We start from the raw sequence: 19,720 nt of genomic DNA, 5'->3' as shown, positions 1-19,720 counted from the left end.
TAAAAGATAAGGCTGAAATTATGACGGCACAGCAAGAAGTTAAACCGCAGGCTACACCAGCCTTATCGCAGATTCTGTTTCGCCGGGATTGGGAAAATCCGCAGATAACACAGTACAACCGCCTGGAAGCACACCCGCCATTTTACAGTTGGCGTCATCTCGATGCAGCTCAAAACGATACACCATCTCCGCAGCGGCAGTTACTCAATGGACAGTGGTCATTCAGCTATTTTACCCAACCAGAATCCGTGCCAGATGAATGGGTTGAACACGATTTACCAGAAGCTATATCTATGCCAGTGCCTTCCAATTGGCAACTCCACGGTTATGACATCCCGATTTATACTAATGTGCAATACCCTATTCCCGTTGATCCACCACGGGTACCGCAAAATAATCCAACCGGTTGCTATTCATATAATTTTACCTTAGAGCCTGACTGGATCTTATCGGGACAAACTCGCATTATTTTTGATGGCGTGAATTCCGCTTTCTATCTCTGGTGTAACGGCCGGTGGGTCGGGTATTCCCAAGACAGCCGCCTACCCGCAGAGTTCGATCTCACGCCATATCTGAAAGCTGGAAATAACCGTATTGCTGTGCTCGTATTACGTTGGAGTGATGGTAGCTACCTGGAAGATCAGGATATGTGGCGGATGAGCGGAATTTTCCGCGATGTCAGCCTACTGCACAAACCAGATATTCATTTGCGGGATATTCACATCTCTACACATTTATCACCAGAATTTAGCTCCGCACATTTAGAGGTAATGGCCGCCGTTAACATTCCTCTACTCGATATTAATAACTCACAAGTAACGAAAGCCTATCAAATCCAGGTTCAGCTCTGGCTAGCGGATTCGTTAGTCGCCAGTTTGCGACAGCCCCTGGGTACTCAACCAATTGACGAGCGAGGCCATTATACCGATCGCACTCATCTAAGCTTGCGAGTAGATCATCCTTTATTATGGAGCGCAGAACAACCTGCGCTATATAGAACTGTCGTCTCGCTACTGGATAGTCAGCAAAAACTGATAGAAGCAGAAGCCTATGATGTTGGCTTCAGGCAAGTCGCCATTCATCAAGGTTTGCTCAAAATCAATGGCAAAGCGGTACTGATTAGAGGGGTGAATCGTCATGAGCATCACCCACAAACAGGGCAAGCTATTGATGAAGAAAGTATGCTGCAAGATATCATTCTGATGAAACAGCATAACTTTAATGCCGTACGCTGCTCACACTATCCCAACCATCCGCTATGGTACCGCCTCTGCGATCGCTATGGTTTATATGTTGTCGATGAAGCCAACATTGAAACTCATGGGATGCAACCTATGAGGCGGTTGGCAGATGATCCACAGTGGTTTTCCGCTTTTAGCGAACGAGTTACGCGGATGGTTCAGCGTGATCGTAACCACCCTTGCATTATTATCTGGTCATTGGGTAACGAATCTGGTCATGGTGCCACACACGATGCACTCTATCGTTGGATAGAAACCAATGACCCCACACGCCCGGTACAATATGAGGGGGGTGGTGCGAATACTCAAGCTACCGATATTGTTTGCCCCATGTACGCCCGCGTAGATGAGGATCAACCTTTCCCTGCGGTGCCTAAGTGGGCCATTAAGAAATGGATTGGCCTACCGAATGAATCTCGCCCATTGATTCTATGTGAATACGCCCATGCTATGGGGAACAGTTTTGGTGGATTTGCCCGCTATTGGCAAGCGTTTCGCCAATATCCCCGACTACAAGGTGGATTCGTTTGGGATTGGGTCGACCAAAGCCTTACCCGTAATGATGAAAATGGTCAGCCTTATTGGGCTTATGGCGGAGACTTTGGCGATAGCCCCAATGATCGCCAATTCTGCATGAATGGGTTAGTTTTCCCAGACCGTACCCCTCACCCCAGTTTGTATGAGGCACAATGCGCGCAGCAGTTCTTCCAATTCTCATTGGTTAGCACCTCACCGCTGATAATCAAGGTAACCAGTGAATACCTGTTCAGAAACAGCGACAACGAACATCTATATTGGCGCATCGAGTTAGCAGGTAAATCAGTTCTGGAAGGGAGTTTCCCGCTAGACCTATTACCTGAAAGCACACAACAATTCAGCCTAACCGAGCGATTACCCGCTATCTGTGGGCCTGGTGATTTATGGTTGAATGTTGAGGTTAGACAGGTAGAAGAGACACCATGGTCACCAAGTCATCATCGTTGCGCTTGGTTCCAATGGCGTTTACCACATTCTTTAGCGGTCTTAAGTCGCGGTTTAAGTGATTCAGCTACGTCTAATAACCTCAAGCTCCACCAAGATATACAGCATATTACGGTGACCCATCAGCAACAACACTGGCAATTTAATCGTCAAACCGGATTACTTGAACAATGGTGTGTCGGTGGGGAAAACAGGTTACTGACCCCGTTGCGAGATCAATTTGTTCGTGCGCCGCTAGATAACGATATTGGCGTCAGTGAAACAACGCGGATTGATCCAAATGCTTGGGTTGAACGCTGGAAAAAAGCTGGAATGTATCAACTGGAGCAACGTTGTTTATCATTACATGCAGATACATTGTCTCAGGCAATACAAATCAGCGCGGAATATATCTACGAGTTTGCCCAAGAACAATTATTACATACTCATTGGTTATACCGTTTTGATCAACAGGGGCACATGACTATTGATGTCCGAGTCCAGGTAGCAACTTCACTACCTTCTTTGGCAAGAGTCGGCATGTGTTGCCAGTTATCTGATATTTATGAAAATGTTGAGTGGTTAGGGTTAGGGCCTCACGAAAACTATCCTGATCGTCAGCTATCGGCACAGCATAGTCATTGGTCGCAACCACTTGACCAAATGCATACTCCCTACATATTCCCCAGTGAAAATGGGCTACGTTGCAACACCAGTATGTTGAGTTATGGAAATTGGCAGTTAACAGGTCAATTCCATTTTGGTATTAGCCGTTACAGTACTCAGCAACTTATGGCAGCCAGCCATCAGCATTTACTTAGATCAGAAGCAGGTACCTGGCTAAATATCGATGGTTTCCATATGGGGGTGGGTGGTGATGACTCATGGAGCCCTAGCGTCCATGCTGATAACTTACTGACTAATGAGATTTATCAATATCAAGTCTGTTGGCAATACAAAGACTCAATCTGATGATAACGACAGATTTTGCAACAATATCAACACAGAATTTCTAATACGCCCAGTTTCAGATTTATCCCTATATCGTATTTAAGGAAATATTCCTAGTATCAATATGTTCTAAACATCTCTTAGTCTCGCTTATTGCAATGCAACGAGTCATACATGTACTACTCCTTTGCAAATTTATGCGCCCACCCTATTGGGTAATGCCAGTCAGTTAAGCAACTGACTGGCATTTTTGTTCCTGGCTTTTCCATATTTATACGGCCTTTCCTTCACCACCCTCGGGAAGGCTCTTTCTCTTCTTATCGGTAACTTCACCATCTGCGCCATGCTCTCCATATCCCGCATCAGTTCCGGGGATGCGACCTGGTGAAGCTCCCTGTAGCGTCATCAGCATCCGCATCACCATTCCGCACGATTCTGAGAAGCTCAGCTGATTCGGCCAATATCCTTTCAGCGCTCTCGCCATCTTAATCATCTGATAACGCACCAGATTATAGCCCAGCAGTACTCCCCATAGCTCCTGCTCAACAAGCTCCGGCTTTTTACTCCGCAGCGTCAGCCTGCTCAGTTGCATTGTCTGTTCGCCAGATCACGCCATCCACGGCCAGCAACGTCAGACCGCACCAGTGAGGATGGGTGACGGAGCCATGCCACAGTTGCGCCGTTTGTGAGAATACCCGGCGAACAGCCTCGCTTCCCAGCCTTTGCCGTGCCTGGATAACGGCGCTGGGGGCCACGAAGGGGCGGCCGCCCGGCAGCATGATATCCAGCCGGTTAACGATTTGATGAAGAGGTTCTTTACGCTCGAGCGCCATCCCGACAATGCACCAGACCATCATTTCCAGCGGCAGGCGGCGCTTGCGCAGAGTCACCGTGCCGGATTCGGCAAGGCAACGGGAGATGAGCTGGGGGTCGAGGTAATCTCCCAGTGTGGTCAGTGGGTTACGCAGTGAGTCGTAGCGGGAAACGAAATCAAGAGCCTGTCCGATGTGCATAAAAAAATCCGGAAATGAAGAACATTTCCGGATTCTTACACAACCACTGGATCGGTCAACCGATCCTTAACTGATCGGCATTACCACCCTATTGGGCGCTTTTTTTGTTTTCTGCTTTCACTCGCCGCTTTCTACCTTTTGCGACCTTGTCATAACTTAAGCACTTTCACTCCATGAATTATTTAGATTACGGAGCTAAGATAATCACTTCGTCATCGGCACAGCTCCTGACTCAGTATATTCATGTTACAAGAGGAATATTATGACATCGTTAACCCATCTCCCAGCGAACATGGTTGCCATTGAGATTACTCAGCCTGGTGGCCCTGAAGTCTTAACTCCCATTCAGCGCCCTACACCGATGCCCGCTGCGGGTGAAATTTTAGTGAAGGTTTCAGCCGCAGGAGTTAACCGCCCTGATGTCATGCAACGCCGAGGTCAATATGCTCCACCGCCAGGGGCCTCCGATATCCCAGGATTAGAAATTGCAGGTGTTGTGGTTGCAGTCGCTGCTGATGTCACGCGATTTAAAATTGGCGACAAAGTATGTGGGTTAATCGCAGGTGGCGGCTATGCTCAGTATTGCGTTATCCATGAAACCAATGCCTTATTTATCCCGCCCAGTCTGACTGAAATCGAAGCGGCAGCATTACCAGAGACTTTCTTTACTGTGTGGACAAACCTGTTCCAACGCGGTCATTTCACTGCGGGTGAAAGCGTATTAATTCACGGTGGGTCTTCCGGTATAGGTACTACAGCAATATTGTTGAGCAAAGCATTTGGCGCAAAAATGGTTATTGTCACCGTGGGGTCAGAAGAAAAACGGCAAGCATGTCTGACATTAGGTGCCGACATCGCCATTAACTATCACACTGAAGATTTTGTCACCGAAACCAAGCGAGCCACCGCAGGCAAAGGGGTTGATGTTATCGTGGATTTAATTGCGGGTGATTATGTCGCGCGTAACTATGAAGCTGCTGCGATGAATGGTCGAATTGTTCAAATTGGCACCCAGAATGGGCATGCCAAGGATCTGAATCTGATGTTAATGTTGCTAAAACGTCTGACTCACACCGGTTCAACATTGCGCTCACGTACTGTGGCAGAAAAAGCACTTATCGCTAAAGAGCTGGAACAACAAGTTTGGCCGTTGTTAAATGATGGGAAAATGAAACCACAGATCTTCCAAACGTTCCCGCTGGAAGATGCGGCAAAAGCCCATGAATTGATGGAAAGCAGCACGCATATTGGTAAAATTGTCCTGACCGCTTAAGGTTGTTCAGAACTACAATTGCCCGTACCATGAAAGTTCATCAGGTGAAGTCCAGGCATAACTGCTTGTTTTCACCTGATAAATTAATAATAACTCCGCATTATTGTCTATCAGGCCATAACAGTTTTGTTAACTAATTAATCAAACTGATATACCTTAAATTTAACTTCTCATGATACTCTATAACAAACCGCTATGGTTTAACTTATATGAGTTATTCATCACAAGGTCATAATTATGGACATAATTAAGAAAATATTAATCGATGACATCGCAAGAATAAATCAGAAAGAAAAAAGAGATGGTCGGTTAAAATTTAACAGCGATTTTGTCTACAAGCATCCCTATCTTTGCCTTGCAATGTTGATATCATACTTTTTTGTTCTAGTTTTGATGTACTTAACCCCTTATTTTGGTACTGGCTATATGGTTGCCTTTACCGTTTTCTTTGTTTTGATGTCTGCCGTGCTCATGATGGAAATCAAACCCGTGTTTAAATTTGAGGATATTGGTATCCTCGACTTACGTGTTTGCTATAACGGTGAATGGTTCTTCAGCCGTGCATTATCGACGCAAGCAATTGATGAAATACTAAATAGCAAAAATATTAGTGATGACTTTAAAATTCGCTTTAAACATATTATTAGCAATAAAGGCGAAATAGACTTCTATGATGTCTATGATTTAGCTTATCTGCAAAAAAAGTCTATGCGAACCAATGAACCCAACCAAACTACCTCGTTGGCCAGTACCTCTGCTATCAGGCAATAATTATAGGTATCCAGCATACTCTGCTGAATCCTCAGTAGGGTATGCTGTTTTGTATTCCTAACTATCTACTTTTACAAAGAGAAAACCGTGATGATGTACATTACAGTTACTATAGATTTTTCTCTCTATAACCTAAGCTAAAGAATTCACCTTTTATTTATCAAAGTCATTATATTTATTAAGAAAATATCGTTAACATTTAAAAATGGAGCCTATAATAATATTATTATTTTTGATAATAAAAGGCTGCCAGGCATGGACAAGATTGATGAACAATTGATTGCCATTTTAGCAAAAAATGCACGGATTTCTCTGAAAGACCTTTCACAGCAAGTCAATCTCTCATCCCCGAGTACTTCCGAGCGTCTACGGCGTCTTGAAGAACGTCATATTATTCGCAGCTACACACTCGATTTGGACCAGCAGGCATTCGGCTACAATTTGCAAGCCATTGTTCGTGTCAAACCCTTACCAGGAATGCTGCGTATAGCAGAAGAGATGATTCAAGAAACTCCAGAATGTGTTGAGTGTGACAAAGTGACCGGCGACGATTGTTTCATCAGCCGCTTATATATTTATTCGATGGAACAACTGGATACTATCATTGACCGCTGGTCAGAATATGCCGAAATCCAGACATCAATCGTCAAATCCTCCCCAATCATGCGACGGTTGCCCCCCTTAGTAAGGTTACCCAAGGAAAGCAAAATCTGAAATCTGTACCCTCCCCCTCATTTTATCTATAATAACGAACTATTCTTCACCTGAGAAATATTATAGAAGCGAATAATTGATGAGTAATAATCAAAGTAATGCGTCAGATTCATCGATTCTTACGCTCCCCTATACCCATTGGGGCGAAGATAATGTGCAAAACTCCAGTGCCGTCGAGGCTCTGGAGCAAGGTAAAGTACTTTTTCTACCCCATCTGGCGTTTGAACTGAGTGAACAGGAAAAACTACTGCTTAACCCTGCGCTGGTTGATACTAAACGCAAAAATATCAGTTTTAAACCGCTGGACGGCACACTAACTGGTGTGACTGATGAAAGCAAAGTGGCGTTAACCCGACAATTGCTGGAGCGCTATTATCAGAGTTGCCTTAGTCTGGTAAATCAATTATTACCGGAGTATACCTCTGTACTGCGCAGCCCGACCAATAGCCTGCGCTTGCACCCCGTTACCGCCTGGCGCAATAAAACATCGTGGCGAAAGGATGATAGCCGCTTGCATGTTGATGCTTTCCCCTCGCGGCCTAATTATGGTGAGCGAATCATCCGTATTTTTACCAATATCAACCCTCATAATGAACCCCGTTCGTGGCGTGTAGGTGAAGATTTTACGCAATTAGCCCGCCGCTATTTGCCGCAACTCGATAGCTATTCACCTTTCAGCAGTTGGTGGCAACATAAAGTTGGGATCACCAAGCGCCGCAGGAGCCATTACGATCATCTGATGCTTCAGCTACATGATAAAATGAAATCAGATGCCGATTACCAAAAAAATGGCAAGCAACAAGCTATTGATTTCCCAGCAGGTAGCAGTTGGATCTGTTTTTCAGATCAAACCCCCCATGCAGCGAGGGGAGGACAATTTATGTTAGAGCAAACGTTCCTTCTGCCCGTTGAAGGGATGAAAGACCCTCAGCAATCCCCGCTAAAAATACTGGAATCATTAACGCAGAAGCCACTGATATAACGCATCGCTTTCTGTTGTCGAGTGCCTACTGAAAATCCGCTGACAAAGTGGATTTTCAGTAGGCACATTTCCTAAAAAAAAAATGTTTATACGACTTGATCCCTGAGAAAAAAATAAATATCATTTTTCGCAGAATGTAAGCCAACTCCATAATATATAGGTGTGAAGGTTGCGCCTGGCAGTTATTTAGCCTTATCAGATAACTATTGGAGGTTAATATGATTAAGGTCTATGACAGAAATAGAAACCAAATTATTCCTGGCAAACGTGTTATGGTCGCGCAAACTGGGGAAATTGACGTAGCAAAGGCTATTCATGCTGAAGGTCTGGCACCTGTACAGGCAGAGCGGGAGCCGGTTGTAGAGTTACAGCATACCGGTGAACGTTACGTGCCTTTTGATTTAGTCAGACTCGGTTAATCGTATTTAAACTGTAATAGTTAAACTGTAGTACTTCCGCTAATTACAACATTGCTTTCAGTGCGTTAGTCACTTTTTCGCCGGGGCTTTCTATATTTACCAGAAAGCTCCGGTTTTTTATTTATATAATGCCAGAAACTATTAAACTTAGGATAATAACCGATACTAAATAGCCCATAGTGCAATATCCTATTACCAAATGGGCTTTTACCTTACCCGATGGGTATTAATGAGCATTAGATAATCTCAGCTTAAATATGGCAAGCTGGCTCTATCACTTGGGCAACTTTCTTTTGGAAAGTCTCAAGTTGGCAAAGTTTGTTATCACCCTCGTTCTCACAACCTTCAATGGTAATTGGAACAATTTTAGCTGGGTTGTTTTTCATATCTAATTTCTCGGCATTTCGCAGCTGATCCATCGTTTGATAGAACATTTTCACGGCGACATAGCGCTGATGATTATCTGGGTTCTGCCATAGCTCAAAGACTAATCCGCCACCAGGCGGGGTATTATCAGGTTGCTGTGGTAATTGCCAATTGGCCCCTAACATACCAGCGATATTAGCAATATTGGTGTCATGCCCGCCGAGGAACAGCAATTTGGTTTGCGGTGACAGCGGCAGTGTTTGCCCTTGGGCATCGCGTTGCAGCACTAATGCCGTATCAATTTGTTGCAACAGCGGGGTCCCTTTATGGCGAGCGATATACGGGGTTTTGGCCATCAAATCAAATTGCGCATTGTGCAACGACAATAGCGAAACCCAGTTCTCTTCACCGCTGAGCCGATGCCAGGCCACATCCGGCATAGCTTGTGAGTTTTGTAACAGGAAAATTTCACCCAATGTCGACGATAGTGCCAATGGCCCACTCAGAGAAACTTTAGTACCTTCTTCGTTTACCTTAATTTCATTTGCCGTAAAAGTTGCAAAATCACAGGTTTTTCCATTTTTTTGCAATGACTTGCAATAAGGCGATGCTGCAAAATTCAGCACTTCGCCCATCTGAGCAAAGGGTTTGGCATAGCGCTGGCTAAGATCACTCAATGGCCCGCCCAATCGCTCCTCAACAGCCTGATGAGTTTTCGCTGAGTCCAGTTTACAGACCCCCGCTTCGACGGTATGAAATAGCGGGTCAACTTTCTTCAAATCAGCCTGATAATGTACTTTCAGACCACAATCCGGTGCGATCCCATCCAAGAATGCCTGTCCGGTTAAGCGGGTTCGTTGGTCAACATCTGCCTGTGCATAAACGGAGCCATCTACCGGACACCCCGCAGACAACAACCCTTGGCTGCGGAAATAATCACCATAAAATCCCCCCATCAAAGTCACTAACTCAGCCCCTCGCGGTGTTAAATAGCCCGCTTTTACTGGCCACAGGGGCCATTTATCAGGTGTGACATCATTCATTAGCTGGGTTTGTTTTGTCGGGGAGCGAACACCATGTCGACTCAAAATAACCACACGCTCTAATGTGTAGCTGGCCGGCGGTGTAGCAATCGGGGCAGCACCTGCGGTAAAACAGCCCATTATCAAAGTGAGTGCGGATAAGTGCAGATTTCTCTTTGCAACTGACATAATTTTATATCCTTATTAAAACTACGAATATTTTTGCCCTATCGAGTATGGTCGACGATCGCGGGCCTCACAATGCGGAAAGCAACAAACATCCGCTTCAAATGGGATAGAAGGACGAAAAATTTTAAGCTGGAACGCGCTAAACTTGATTCGCTTCTCATTGTTAGAACGATATTTAGCCGATTATGTTATTAACGACACTAATACTTAAAGGAGGTATAACCCCGCACTATCAATCCGGTCACTGACCGGACAGTATTTAGCGCAATAGGGTTGATGGATATAGCCTGTCATCCAGCGGCTATACATACAAATTATAAGGAGTCTGACATGCGGAAAGCAGGCGATATCGACAGAGTCATGTCGGCCAGACAACTTCCCAATAAAGCCGTAGCCCTGATTCTTGCAGGCGGCCGCGGTTCACGCCTTAAAGACCTTACGTCTGTCCGAGCAAAACCCGCTGTTCACTTCGGCGGAAAATACCGCATTATCGACTTCGCACTATCAAATTGCCTTAATTCGGGCATTCGCCGTATCGGTGTGATAACTCAGTATCAGTCTCATACCTTGGTGCAACATATCCAGCATGGCTGGTCATTTCTCAGTGAAGAGATGAACGAGTTTGTTGATTTGTTGCCGGCACAACAACGTCAAGGACGAGAACATTGGTATACCGGTACCGCAGATGCTGTTTTCCAGAATCTGGATATTATCCGCCGCTATCGTGCTGAATATGTGGTGATTTTGGCAGGTGACCATATCTATAAAATGGATTACTCGCGCATGCTGCTCGATCACGTAGAAAGTGGTGCGGCTTGTACTGTAGCTTGCATTGAAGTCCCCAAGACGGAAGCGACGGCCTTCGGTGTGATGGAAGTCTCCGAGCAGCTACAGGTGAAAATGTTTTGGGAAAAACCTGAAGATCCTCCTACTCTGCCCGGTAAACCCAATAGCAGTCTGGCCAGCATGGGGATTTATGTATTTAACGCAGAGTTCCTGTTTGGTCTGCTTGAAAGTGATCATGCGGACGAAAATAGCAGCCATGACTTTGGCAAAGATATTCTGCCGAAAATCACCGAACAGGGTCATGTTTGGGCACATCCGTTCTCATTATCTTGTGTTTCTACCTCGCCCGATGCCCCTGATTATTGGCGTGATGTCGGGACGTTAGATGCCTATTGGCAAGCTAACCTCGATCAGGCGGCTATTACACCAGAGCTGGATATGTATGATTCACATTGGCCAATACGCACCTATGCGGAGCCATTGCCACCAGCAAAATTTGTTCAGGATCGCTCTGGCAGTCATGGCATGACCATGAATACGTTGGTGTCCGGCGGCTGTTTTATCTCCGGTTCCGTGGTATTCAACTCGGTACTATTTTCCCGCGTGCGAATCAATTCGTTCTGTAATATTGATTCTTGTGTATTACTACCCGACGTCAATGTGGGCCGCTCTTGTCGGTTGCACCGCTGTGTCGTAGACCGCGCCAGTATTATCCCCGAGGGCATGGTCATTGGCGAAAACGCAGATGAAGATGCTCGCCGTTTCTATCGTTCTGAAAGCGGTATTGTATTGGTTACCCGAGAGATGTTGGCAAAGCTATAACGCTGGGATGTTATTAATGTTGGGCGGGCAGACATGGACAAGCAGGGAATAATTTATATAATCAGCCCAAACGAATAAAAGGGTCTGAATATGTCATTTACTGAATGGGTGATTTTAGGTGTTGTGATTGGTTGTGCCGTTGGTGCCTTACTGAAAATTTTTGGCAAGAAAAAAGACAACTAACCCTCTCAGTTCCCCACCTTATTAATTCAAAAGCGGCCATAATTGACCGCTTTTCGTGTTGGCTGGCTCATCGCTATTAGCGTGTAACCGGCACAGTAACTTCGGGTTGTACAAAACCATAGCGGCTCAGTGGTGTGACTTTCACTGAAGTGGGTGATGACTTAATGGCAAATTGTTTGGTTTCGCCCGACATAATATACGGGCTGCCCAAAGGAACAACCTCATTGCTTGGGACTAAAATCACCTGAGGGCCAAGGCGAACCACATGCTTGCTCGGGTTTTTAATCATTAAGTTATTACCTGAGGTGGATAAAACCAATTCTTGCCATGGGGTTTTAATCTGTGGCACAGAATTTGGCTGGATAAGAAAACCAATTTCCTGACGAATTGGCATCACAGTCGCATTACCCGGCACCTGCTCAACACCTTCAAACGAAGCTTTTAACAGGACTTCTGAATCCAATGCGGTACCTTTCTTCAATACAAAGTTAACTTGCTGGCTTTGCCCTGCATCAATTCGTGTTACCGGCGGGGAAATCAAAATTTGTTTACTCAGATTTTTGCCATCCAGGTCGACCAATTTAGTCACCAGTAATAGATTAAATTAACTATTCTATTTTTAGCTCAAACTCATTTTTATATTGTAAATCCAGCACTATCCGTGGACATTTAAAAATAATATTCCCGCGGCCACTCATTAAAATAGAAAACCTGCTTTAGCCATTATATTTGTGATTACCATGCTTTTTCCCATTTTCATCACAGTTAAATATTGAGATGGTGTGTTATTTCAGCCAATTTCCTCATCGTAACCCTAAGCTAATTTTCAACTTTACTATCCAATAAAAAGCATATTGGATCAGTATCTTACTAAGTACACAGCCCTTTATACTCAGAACATTATGACTTTTATAATGGTAATACCCGATGGATTATTATCTCGGAATTGACGTAGGAACCTCAAAAGTAAAATCAGTACTATTTGACACCCATTTTAATGAGTGTCTGGTTGCATCCGTCAATAATCTCACTCTATCTCCCCATTCCGGCTATGCAGAACAAGATATGCAAAGCCTTTGGTTCGGGGTGGTTTCCACCTTGAAAACGGTAATGGACTCGCCTTTATTACGGCAAAATAAAATTCGTTCTATTGGCATAACCGGGCAAGGAGAAGGTGTCTGGTTAGTGGATAAACAGGGGCGACCGGTACGTAATGCTATCTTGTGGAGTGACACGCGTAGCGCCGCATTGGTTGAGTATTTTAAGCAACAACCGGGTCTGGAAGAACAGCTGTTCGCCATCAGCGGCACGCCCTTATTGCCGTGCAATAGCAGCATAATCCTCCGTTGGTTACAGCAATATGAACCTGAAACATTGGTGCAAGCAGAGCGCTTCTTTTTTGCCAAAGACTGGATTCGCTATCAACTGACAGGGGAATCCTGGCTGGAAATCAGTGATACCGGCACCTCATTACTCGATTTGCAGCGCGGTGAATTATCAAATGAGGTTCTGTCGCAATTAGGAATAACGCATACTGCTCGATTATTCCCGCCGTTGTTGCCATCAGCTGCTATTGCAGGCCACATCACCAGGCAGGTCGCGCAAATTACCGGATTAGAAGTGGGTATCCCTGTTTGTGCCGGTGCGCTGGATGTTTCGACAACCGCACTAGGAATAGGGGCAGTGAATCATGGCGATGTGTATACCATCCTCGGCACCACTTGCTGTACTGGCATTGTTTGCCATGATCTCAAACGGATTAATCGGCAAACCCGCTTTGTCCCTCATGCGTTAAGTGGCAATTATATCAATCTATTTGCTCTGCAATCTGGCACTCCCAATATTGATTGGGCGCTGTCACAACTCACCGACAGCAAAGATTTCTTGCAAATCAGCAGCCAACTTGAGGCCGTGCCAGCTGGTTGTAGTGGGGTATTTTATCAGCCCTATATCAATGGCGAACGAGCACCATTTTACAGCCCATCTGCGCGCGCCGGTTTTTTCGGTATCAGTCAACACACCACTGACCACCACCTGTTACGGGCAGTTTTTGAAGGTCTGGCATATGCCATTAAGGATTCTCTCGCTGATTATCCCGCGGGGGAACGTCTGTACTTGGCAGGTGGCGGTGCGGCCTCCAGCCTGTGGTTGCAAATTATTGCTGATTGCACTGGCCGCGAGGTCGTCACCCGGCAAGTAAAAGAGTTGGGTGCCCGCGGGGCCGCCATGTTGGCAGCCCAAGCCATCGGACAAACGGCTTCTCTGGTAGATTCACTCGATAACATCACGACCTACACCCCCGACCCACAACAAATGCCTATCTATAACGCGCTTTACCCTGTTTTCCGTCAGCTACGCGATGCGCTACAGCCCGTTTGGCAAGCCAGAGAACAGGCCTTAAGCCAACTTAATGGCGCTAAATATCATTCTCAGGACAATCTATGAAAACGCTCTTTACCGCAGAATATGCCGGCAGTCTGGACCATTTCCATCAGCTTGGCGAATTGGTTATCAGTGGTTGGGCGGCAGGGAAACCCAAACTGAGTGAGGAACAGTTGATTGCACTCGGCCACGATGCTGATTTTCTGGTCACCAGTTATGACGATATTACTGCCCGAGTGATTAAAGCTTGCCCGCAACTGAAGCTCATTGCCTGCACTCGTGCCAATCCGGTCAATATCGATGTGAATGCGGCAACAGAGCGGGGCATTCCGGTTGTTTATACTCCGGGGCGCAATTCTGATGCTGCGGCAGAATTAACGATTGCACTGATGCTGAATCTGGCTCGCCACATTCCGCAGGCGCATAGCGCTCTGAAACAGAGGCAATTCACGGCAACCACGCCGGGCAATGCTGGGCTAAAAACCGATGTAGTGTGGGATGTGACCAAAGACAGCCCTTATGAAGTGTTTAAAGGAGTGGAATTACGCAATAAAACCTTGGGGATTGTCGGTTATGGCAGTATTGGGCAGCGCGTTGGGCGTATTGCGCGAGCTTTCGGCATGCAGCTGTTGGTAGCCGACCCTTATGTTTCAGAGGTCGAATTGGACGAACCAGGCATCCACAAAACCACATTGGAGCGGCTCTTCAGTCAGTCTGACTTTGTCACTTTACATGTGAAAGTCACCCCGCAAACCGTAGGATTAATTGATACGCGTTTGTTTTCGTTAATGAAACCAGAGGCTTATTTTATTAATACTTCACGCGCGGCAGTGGTAGTTGAGCAACATTTAGTTGATGCCTTGCGGCACAAACAACTGGCTGGTGCGGCGTTAGACGTCTATGCCCATGAGCCAATCCACGCCAATCATCCTTTTATTCATGAGTTTGATAATGTGGTTATCACCCCGCATATTGCAGGTGCTACACATGAGACGCTGGTTAAACATACCGCCATGATTGCGCAGGATATTGAACGTTTTCTACGCAATGAGCCTTTATTATATCGCTATAACTGAGCCGACTATATTGAGTAGTGCTTTTCAGTTCAATCTGGGGGTATGTGCCATAAAATCAAGCGTATGCCCCCAATTCACCACTCCGGCATCCGATCCTAAACCGGTTGCCACTAATCCCGCGACTGCCGAACCGAGTTCACAAGCCTGTTCCAGTGACCAGCCATTAGCTAGCCCGGCAATAAATCCACCGCAGTAACTGTCACCACAACCGGTAGTATCTGACACTGCCACCTGATAGGCAGGCACTCGGAAATTCTGGTGCGAACTTATCACATAAGACCCTTGCGATCCGGCTTTAAAGATACAGGTACCCACTCCTAAATCGAGGAAGAACTGCCCAATATCCTGCAGATTATCCAGGCCAGAGATAAAAGCAGCCTCTTCTAATGCTGGCATAAAATAATCAATATCTGCGAGCATCGGTTTTAATAATGATAGCGTTTGTGAGTTAGGCGCGATGAGGTCAAAACTGGTGACCACGCCTTTGCTTTTTGCATGATGCAAAAGCCGCGCGCTTTGGCCTTTGTCCATCGCAGCCAGTAACCCGCTACCGCCGTGGTGCAAAAATCGGGTGTCGCATACCGTATCAAAATCAGTATCATCGACATACCAGTGGTCAGATGCCCCTCGACAATGCAACGCGGGGCGCTCACCATCAGGTCGAATAGTCAAAATTGTGGCTGAGGTTTCTGCTTGCGTGGTGCGCTGGATAAGCGAGCTATCAATACCCAACTTATGATAAACACTCAGAATAAAATCGGCTTTCTCATCCTCTCCCAGACAAGCAGAAGTCGCGGTATGAATACCCAACTTGGCGGCATTCATCGCCGCACCACTGGCAGTCCCCGCAGGGTTAAGACGAATTTGATCGATAAAATGCACCCCGCCCTTTTCAGGAATACCGGTGACCGGACGCCCGGCAATATCTAAAATGGTCAGGCCAACAAACACCGCATCAAATTTACTCACTGCATTTCCTTATTCGTATGCTACTGCACGTTGGCAGCGTTTAAGATTGCGCTGGATAAATGACAGTGCCAACGCACCAACCAAAATAATGCCGGTCAATGCATCTTTAACAATAAAATCAAGGCCTAATAGATTTAAACCATTAGCAACCATGCCAAGAAACAGCACTCCGACGAGGGTGCCTGGGACATTCGGCCGCCCCTGAGCATGAAACGCGGTACCAATAAATACGGCGGCAATGGCGTCCAGCAAATAGGCCTGACCCGCAAGAGGCGTAAACTGGCGCAAATTTGCAGATAAGATCACCCCTGCTAATGCACAGGTCACTGAGGTAATAATTAATGTCCAGAACAAATAGCGTTTTACCCGAATACCGGCTGCATTTGCCGCCTGACTGTTCAGCCCCAGTGCATGAATGCGCTTACCAAAGATGGTGCGTTCAAAAAAGATAAAATAGAGCAGAAACAGCACCCCGGCAAAAATCACCGGTAAGGGCATATTGGCCCATGACCCCACCGCCAGATGGTGATATTCCTGCGCCATACGCCGAAAAGCGATCGGCCCACCGCCATCGGTATAAATCCGCTCCACACTGCTGCCGATGAAATAAGTCCCCAATGTCGCCAGAAAGGGTTTAGCGTTACACCAAACAATTAAGAAGGCATTTAGCAAACCAATTAATGCTCCTCCCGCCAGAGCGGCCAATATCGCCACTTGCCAGGATAATTGGTATTGCTTGAGGGCGATAAGCGCAAAAGCTGCACCAAAATCCAGTGCCACCCCGACCGACAGATCTATCCCGCCAGCCGTCACCACCAAGGTCATCGCCAACGCCACAATCAGTAGGATGGCATTCCCTTGTAATAGATTTTGCAGATTACCAGTCGAGAAAAAGGCCTGTGCTTTCAATGAGAAAAAAATAAAAAAAGCGGCTAATATTAAAACAAACCCATACTGAATTAGTAAGTACTTCAGAACAGGCAAGGCCCGTTGACGGTATTGAATGTTCACATTTTTCATCAGTAACGCCCGCCAGACTTCAATGCCGAGGTCGCTAGCACCAGCAATATCAGCGCACCTTTTATCGCCCCAACCCAGAAAATGTCGACGCGCAATAACGCCAACCCATTCGATAACGCATTCACTAGCAAAGCGCCGAGCAATGCGCCGCCAATCGTCACGACCCGCCGACGTGAAAATGCAGAGCCAATGAAAGTAGCAAGAACCATTTCTAGCAATAATGACTCTTCAGTCCCAGGCGAGCTTCCAGACCCCCGAGCTACCAGCGCTAATGCGGCCAACACGGCGGTGAGCGCGGCCAGCATGTATGATTGCGCCACCAGCCGTTTAACCGGTAAACCCGATATTTCTGCGGCTTCGCGATTGCCGCCACTCGCCTGCAAATGTAACCCCCAGCGAGTTCGGTAGAGAACAAAGAGCAATACGGCAAATATAAGCAACATAAACCAAACAGCAACCGGCAATTGCCAGTAGCGATTATCGCGAAAAGCCACCATCGCGCTATCGGTCACACTTATGCGTCGTTGCTGAGTTATTAGATTAGCTATGCCGATAAAGGCGACGGAGCTGGCCAATGTCGCCAGTAATGGCGGCAATCTGACCCAAACCACCAACACGGCATTGACTGCGCCCGCCAGTAATGAGGCCCCCACCGCCCAGATAGCGATAGTCAAATAACCCGCACCTTGATTGGTCAGCCCATCACTGATGATGGCCGCAGCCAAAACGGCAATCGCTGGCAGCGAAATATCGATCCCCCCCGACACAACATCATCTCCACCGCCGGTCACCACACAAACTAAACCGAAACAGAGGATAGCCAGTGGCACGGTCTGGCGCAGAATGGTGGTGATATTTTGCCATCCGAGAAAATAAGGCGCCTGTACGCAGAGGAAGAGTAATAAAGCCGCGAACAGTAATATCGGTATGTTATCAATGAATTGCCGCTGATTCGGCAAGAAACGCATGCCCCCCAAAGGCTTGCTTTTCAGCTGCCCGTGACTGAGTTGGCTCATATCAGTGCCTCCTGTTCTGGCAGTGGCGATGTCGGGGGTGTGCTGCCGGTGGTTAATGCCAGTAAAGCTTCCTGAGTTAAGTCTTGTGTTGAGACTGTAGCCACCAACTCACCGCGCAACATCACTAAAATTCGGTCACATAATCCGATAAGCTCACTGGCATCACTGGAGGAAACCAACACACTTTTACCGCGGGCCACCAATGATTCAACCAATTGATAAATCTCAGCTCTGGCCCCCATATCCACACCCAATGTCGGTTCATCCAAAATAAACAGAGTGGCATCTGTTGCCAGCCAGCGGGCTAAAATCACTTTCTGTTGATTGCCGCCGCTAAGAAAGCGAACCGGCTGGCGAAGATTATTGGGCCGAATACGTAGACGGTTTGCTAACCCCTCGGCGCGCACCGCCGCTTTATCGCGTTGTTCCCAGCCAGCCAAGGCTACCTCGGATAATGACGCTAAATTAATGTTATCGGTCACTGGCATTTCCAGCACCAATCCCTGATGGCGTCTATCTCGTGGCACCAGCACAATGCCCTGTGCAATAGCTTGGGCGGGAGAGAGAATTGATTGCGACTTACCATTGATAGTGATGTTCCCACCACTTGGCCGTTGCAGGCCGTAAAGAGTGTCAATGAGCGCGTCTCGCCCTGATCCCAATAGACCGGCTATACCAACGACTTCACCTTCAGCAACCTGAAAACTCAGAGCAGAAAATGCACGATTAACTCGCAGTTGGTTAACCTCAAGTCGGAGTTTTAATGCCGTTTTAGCGCGTCGCGGAGCAAACAGCGCATCAAGGTCTCGGCCAATCATCAAACGGATTAATGGCACAATATCCTGTTGAGTCACCGGAGATAAGGTTTCGATATCCTTCCCGTTACGAAATACTGTTACGCGGTCGCATAATGCTGTTATTTCCGACAAATAATGTGAGATATAAATAATGGCGATACCGCGCGCTGTTAATTCACTAATAGCAGTAAACACCCGTTGTGCTTCACTGGCTTCCAATGGGGCGGTCGGTTCGTCAAACACCACCAATCGCGCCTGACCATCAATCAGCGCTCGGGCAATTTGTACTAATTTGCATTCAGCAATACTCAGTTCGCTGATTAAGGTATTGCCGCCAATCTCGGTATTCAGAATTTGCCTGAAAAATTGCTCTGTTTTTTGCCGCATCACACGTTTATCCAGCCCCAGCCACGGGTGGCGTAATTCTTGCCCCATAAAGACCGATTCAGTCACGGTAAAGTGCGGGATTAAGTGTAATTCCTGATGGATAAAGCGGATACCACTGGCGTGGACAGTTTTAGCCGTAACGGGGTTAAGCCGTTTATCATCAACGATAATTTCTCCGCTATCCGCTTGATAAACCCCAGCCAGAATTTTGATCAAGGTTGATTTGCCAGCACCATTTTCACCAATAAGGCCGTGTACCTCACCCGGAAGAACCCGCAGCACTGCGCCATCCAGTGCCAGAGTTCCCGGAAACGACTTTCTGATATCATTCATTTCAAGGCCACCCACAGCGTGGGTGCCTGAATAAGCAGAATATGTCAT

At 46.6% G+C, this 19,720-nt stretch carries 14 protein-coding genes and 2 pseudogenes; 9 read left to right on the top strand and 7 right to left on the bottom strand.

Annotated elements, in window-relative coordinates:
• Positions 1-20: 20 nt before the first annotated feature.
• A complete protein-coding gene (locus FGL26_RS02630) occupies positions 21-3,173 on the top strand; it encodes a beta-galactosidase (protein ID WP_032912702.1) in 3,153 nt (1,050 codons plus the stop codon).
• Between the two features lie 204 nt (positions 3,174-3,377).
• On the opposite strand, the pseudogene FGL26_RS02625 reads toward FGL26_RS02630, so the two are convergent.
• A pseudogene (locus tag FGL26_RS02625) lies at positions 3,378-4,165 on the bottom strand (transposase domain-containing protein).
• A 262-nt stretch (positions 4,166-4,427) separates the two neighbouring features.
• Here FGL26_RS02625 and FGL26_RS02620 point away from each other — a divergent pair.
• From FGL26_RS02620 to ydfZ, 5 genes are all read left to right on the top strand, one after another.
• Positions 4,428-5,438 carry an NAD(P)H-quinone oxidoreductase gene (locus tag FGL26_RS02620; RefSeq protein WP_005168737.1) on the top strand — a complete coding sequence of 337 codons (1,011 nt, stop codon included), beginning with the start codon at positions 4,428-4,430 and terminating at the stop codon, positions 5,436-5,438.
• Between the two features lie 237 nt (positions 5,439-5,675).
• Positions 5,676-6,209 carry a YlaC family protein gene (locus tag FGL26_RS02615; RefSeq protein ID WP_005168735.1) on the top strand — a complete coding sequence of 178 codons (534 nt, stop codon included), beginning with the start codon at positions 5,676-5,678 and terminating at the stop codon, positions 6,207-6,209.
• 255 nt (positions 6,210-6,464) lie between these two features.
• Complete coding sequence (locus tag FGL26_RS02610; RefSeq protein ID WP_005168734.1) at positions 6,465-6,923, top strand: Lrp/AsnC family transcriptional regulator; 459 nt, start codon at positions 6,465-6,467, stop codon at positions 6,921-6,923.
• 79 nt (positions 6,924-7,002) lie between these two features.
• Positions 7,003-7,905: a Kdo hydroxylase KdoO gene (gene kdoO, locus FGL26_RS02605; RefSeq protein ID WP_032912701.1), complete on the top strand. Its 903-nt coding sequence runs from the start codon at positions 7,003-7,005 to the stop codon at positions 7,903-7,905.
• A gap of 218 nt (positions 7,906-8,123) precedes the next feature.
• Complete coding sequence (gene ydfZ, locus FGL26_RS02600) at positions 8,124-8,324, top strand: putative selenium delivery protein YdfZ (protein WP_005164525.1); 201 nt, start codon at positions 8,124-8,126, stop codon at positions 8,322-8,324.
• Positions 8,325-8,575: 251 nt separating this feature from the next.
• Here ydfZ and FGL26_RS02595 read toward each other — a convergent pair whose 3' ends face one another.
• On the bottom strand, positions 8,576-9,901 hold the full coding sequence (locus FGL26_RS02595) for an AppA family phytase/histidine-type acid phosphatase (protein WP_005168727.1): 1,326 nt from the start codon (positions 9,899-9,901) through the stop codon (positions 8,576-8,578).
• A 330-nt stretch (positions 9,902-10,231) separates the two neighbouring features.
• On the opposite strand from FGL26_RS02595, the gene glgC reads away from it, so the two are divergent.
• Positions 10,232-11,509, top strand: coding sequence for a glucose-1-phosphate adenylyltransferase (gene glgC, locus FGL26_RS02590; RefSeq protein WP_005168725.1), 1,278 nt, complete (start codon positions 10,232-10,234; stop codon positions 11,507-11,509).
• Positions 11,510-11,768: 259 nt separating this feature from the next.
• Here glgC and FGL26_RS02585 read toward each other — a convergent pair.
• A pseudogene (locus FGL26_RS02585) lies at positions 11,769-12,290 on the bottom strand (fimbria/pilus chaperone family protein); the annotation flags it as partial.
• Between the two features lie 329 nt (positions 12,291-12,619).
• On the opposite strand from FGL26_RS02585, the gene FGL26_RS02580 reads away from it, so the two are divergent.
• Both FGL26_RS02580 and FGL26_RS02575 read left to right on the top strand, forming a co-directional pair.
• On the top strand, positions 12,620-14,137 hold the full coding sequence (locus FGL26_RS02580; RefSeq protein WP_032912700.1) for an FGGY-family carbohydrate kinase: 1,518 nt from the start codon (positions 12,620-12,622) through the stop codon (positions 14,135-14,137).
• Positions 14,134-15,150 carry a 2-hydroxyacid dehydrogenase gene (locus FGL26_RS02575; RefSeq protein ID WP_005168721.1) on the top strand — a complete coding sequence of 339 codons (1,017 nt, stop codon included), beginning with the start codon at positions 14,134-14,136 and terminating at the stop codon, positions 15,148-15,150. The genes FGL26_RS02580 and FGL26_RS02575 overlap by 4 nt, the downstream gene beginning before the upstream one ends.
• A 24-nt stretch (positions 15,151-15,174) precedes the next feature.
• Here FGL26_RS02575 and FGL26_RS02570 read toward each other — a convergent pair whose 3' ends face one another.
• From FGL26_RS02570 to FGL26_RS02555, 4 genes are read right to left on the bottom strand one after another with little or no spacing between them, the layout of a single operon-like run.
• Positions 15,175-16,119 carry a carbohydrate kinase family protein gene (locus FGL26_RS02570; protein ID WP_005168720.1) on the bottom strand — a complete coding sequence of 315 codons (945 nt, stop codon included), beginning with the start codon at positions 16,117-16,119 and terminating at the stop codon, positions 15,175-15,177.
• 9 nt (positions 16,120-16,128) lie between these two features.
• The gene (locus FGL26_RS02565; RefSeq protein ID WP_005168717.1) at positions 16,129-17,139 is read right to left on the bottom strand and encodes an ABC transporter permease; all 1,011 of its coding nucleotides are present in this window, start codon (positions 17,137-17,139) and stop codon (positions 16,129-16,131) included.
• Complete coding sequence (locus FGL26_RS02560; RefSeq protein WP_005168716.1) at positions 17,139-18,155, bottom strand: ABC transporter permease; 1,017 nt, start codon at positions 18,153-18,155, stop codon at positions 17,139-17,141. The genes FGL26_RS02565 and FGL26_RS02560 overlap by 1 nt, the downstream gene beginning before the upstream one ends.
• On the bottom strand, positions 18,152-19,720 hold the full coding sequence (locus FGL26_RS02555; protein WP_032902676.1) for a sugar ABC transporter ATP-binding protein: 1,569 nt from the start codon (positions 19,718-19,720) through the stop codon (positions 18,152-18,154). The genes FGL26_RS02560 and FGL26_RS02555 overlap by 4 nt, the downstream gene beginning before the upstream one ends.

The sequence above is a fragment of the Yersinia enterocolitica subsp. enterocolitica genome (assembly GCF_901472495.1).
Taxonomy (GTDB): Bacteria; Pseudomonadota; Gammaproteobacteria; order Enterobacterales; family Enterobacteriaceae; genus Yersinia; species Yersinia enterocolitica.
This window is presented reverse-complemented; position numbering and strand designations above follow the sequence as displayed.

Bases quoted from the DNA above. Each gene is read 5' to 3' on its own strand.
- FGL26_RS02555 (WP_032902676.1), bottom strand. From the start codon at position 19,720: ATGACATATTCTGCTTATTCAGGCACCCACGCTGTGGGTGGCCTTGAA.
- glgC (WP_005168725.1), top strand. From the start codon at position 10,232: ATGCGGAAAGCAGGCGATATCGACAGAGTCATGTCGGCCAGACAACTT.
- kdoO (WP_032912701.1), top strand. From the start codon at position 7,003: ATGAGTAATAATCAAAGTAATGCGTCAGATTCATCGATTCTTACGCTC.
- FGL26_RS02575 (WP_005168721.1), top strand. From the start codon at position 14,134: ATGAAAACGCTCTTTACCGCAGAATATGCCGGCAGTCTGGACCATTTC.
- ydfZ (WP_005164525.1), top strand. From the start codon at position 8,124: ATGATTAAGGTCTATGACAGAAATAGAAACCAAATTATTCCTGGCAAA.
- FGL26_RS02610 (WP_005168734.1), top strand. From the start codon at position 6,465: ATGGACAAGATTGATGAACAATTGATTGCCATTTTAGCAAAAAATGCA.
- FGL26_RS02595 (WP_005168727.1), bottom strand. From the start codon at position 9,901: ATGTCAGTTGCAAAGAGAAATCTGCACTTATCCGCACTCACTTTGATA.
- FGL26_RS02620 (WP_005168737.1), top strand. From the start codon at position 4,428: ATGACATCGTTAACCCATCTCCCAGCGAACATGGTTGCCATTGAGATT.
- FGL26_RS02580 (WP_032912700.1), top strand. From the start codon at position 12,620: ATGGATTATTATCTCGGAATTGACGTAGGAACCTCAAAAGTAAAATCA.
- FGL26_RS02630 (WP_032912702.1), top strand. From the start codon at position 21: ATGACGGCACAGCAAGAAGTTAAACCGCAGGCTACACCAGCCTTATCG.
- FGL26_RS02560 (WP_005168716.1), bottom strand. From the start codon at position 18,155: ATGAGCCAACTCAGTCACGGGCAGCTGAAAAGCAAGCCTTTGGGGGGC.
- FGL26_RS02565 (WP_005168717.1), bottom strand. From the start codon at position 17,139: ATGAAAAATGTGAACATTCAATACCGTCAACGGGCCTTGCCTGTTCTG.
- FGL26_RS02615 (WP_005168735.1), top strand. From the start codon at position 5,676: ATGGACATAATTAAGAAAATATTAATCGATGACATCGCAAGAATAAAT.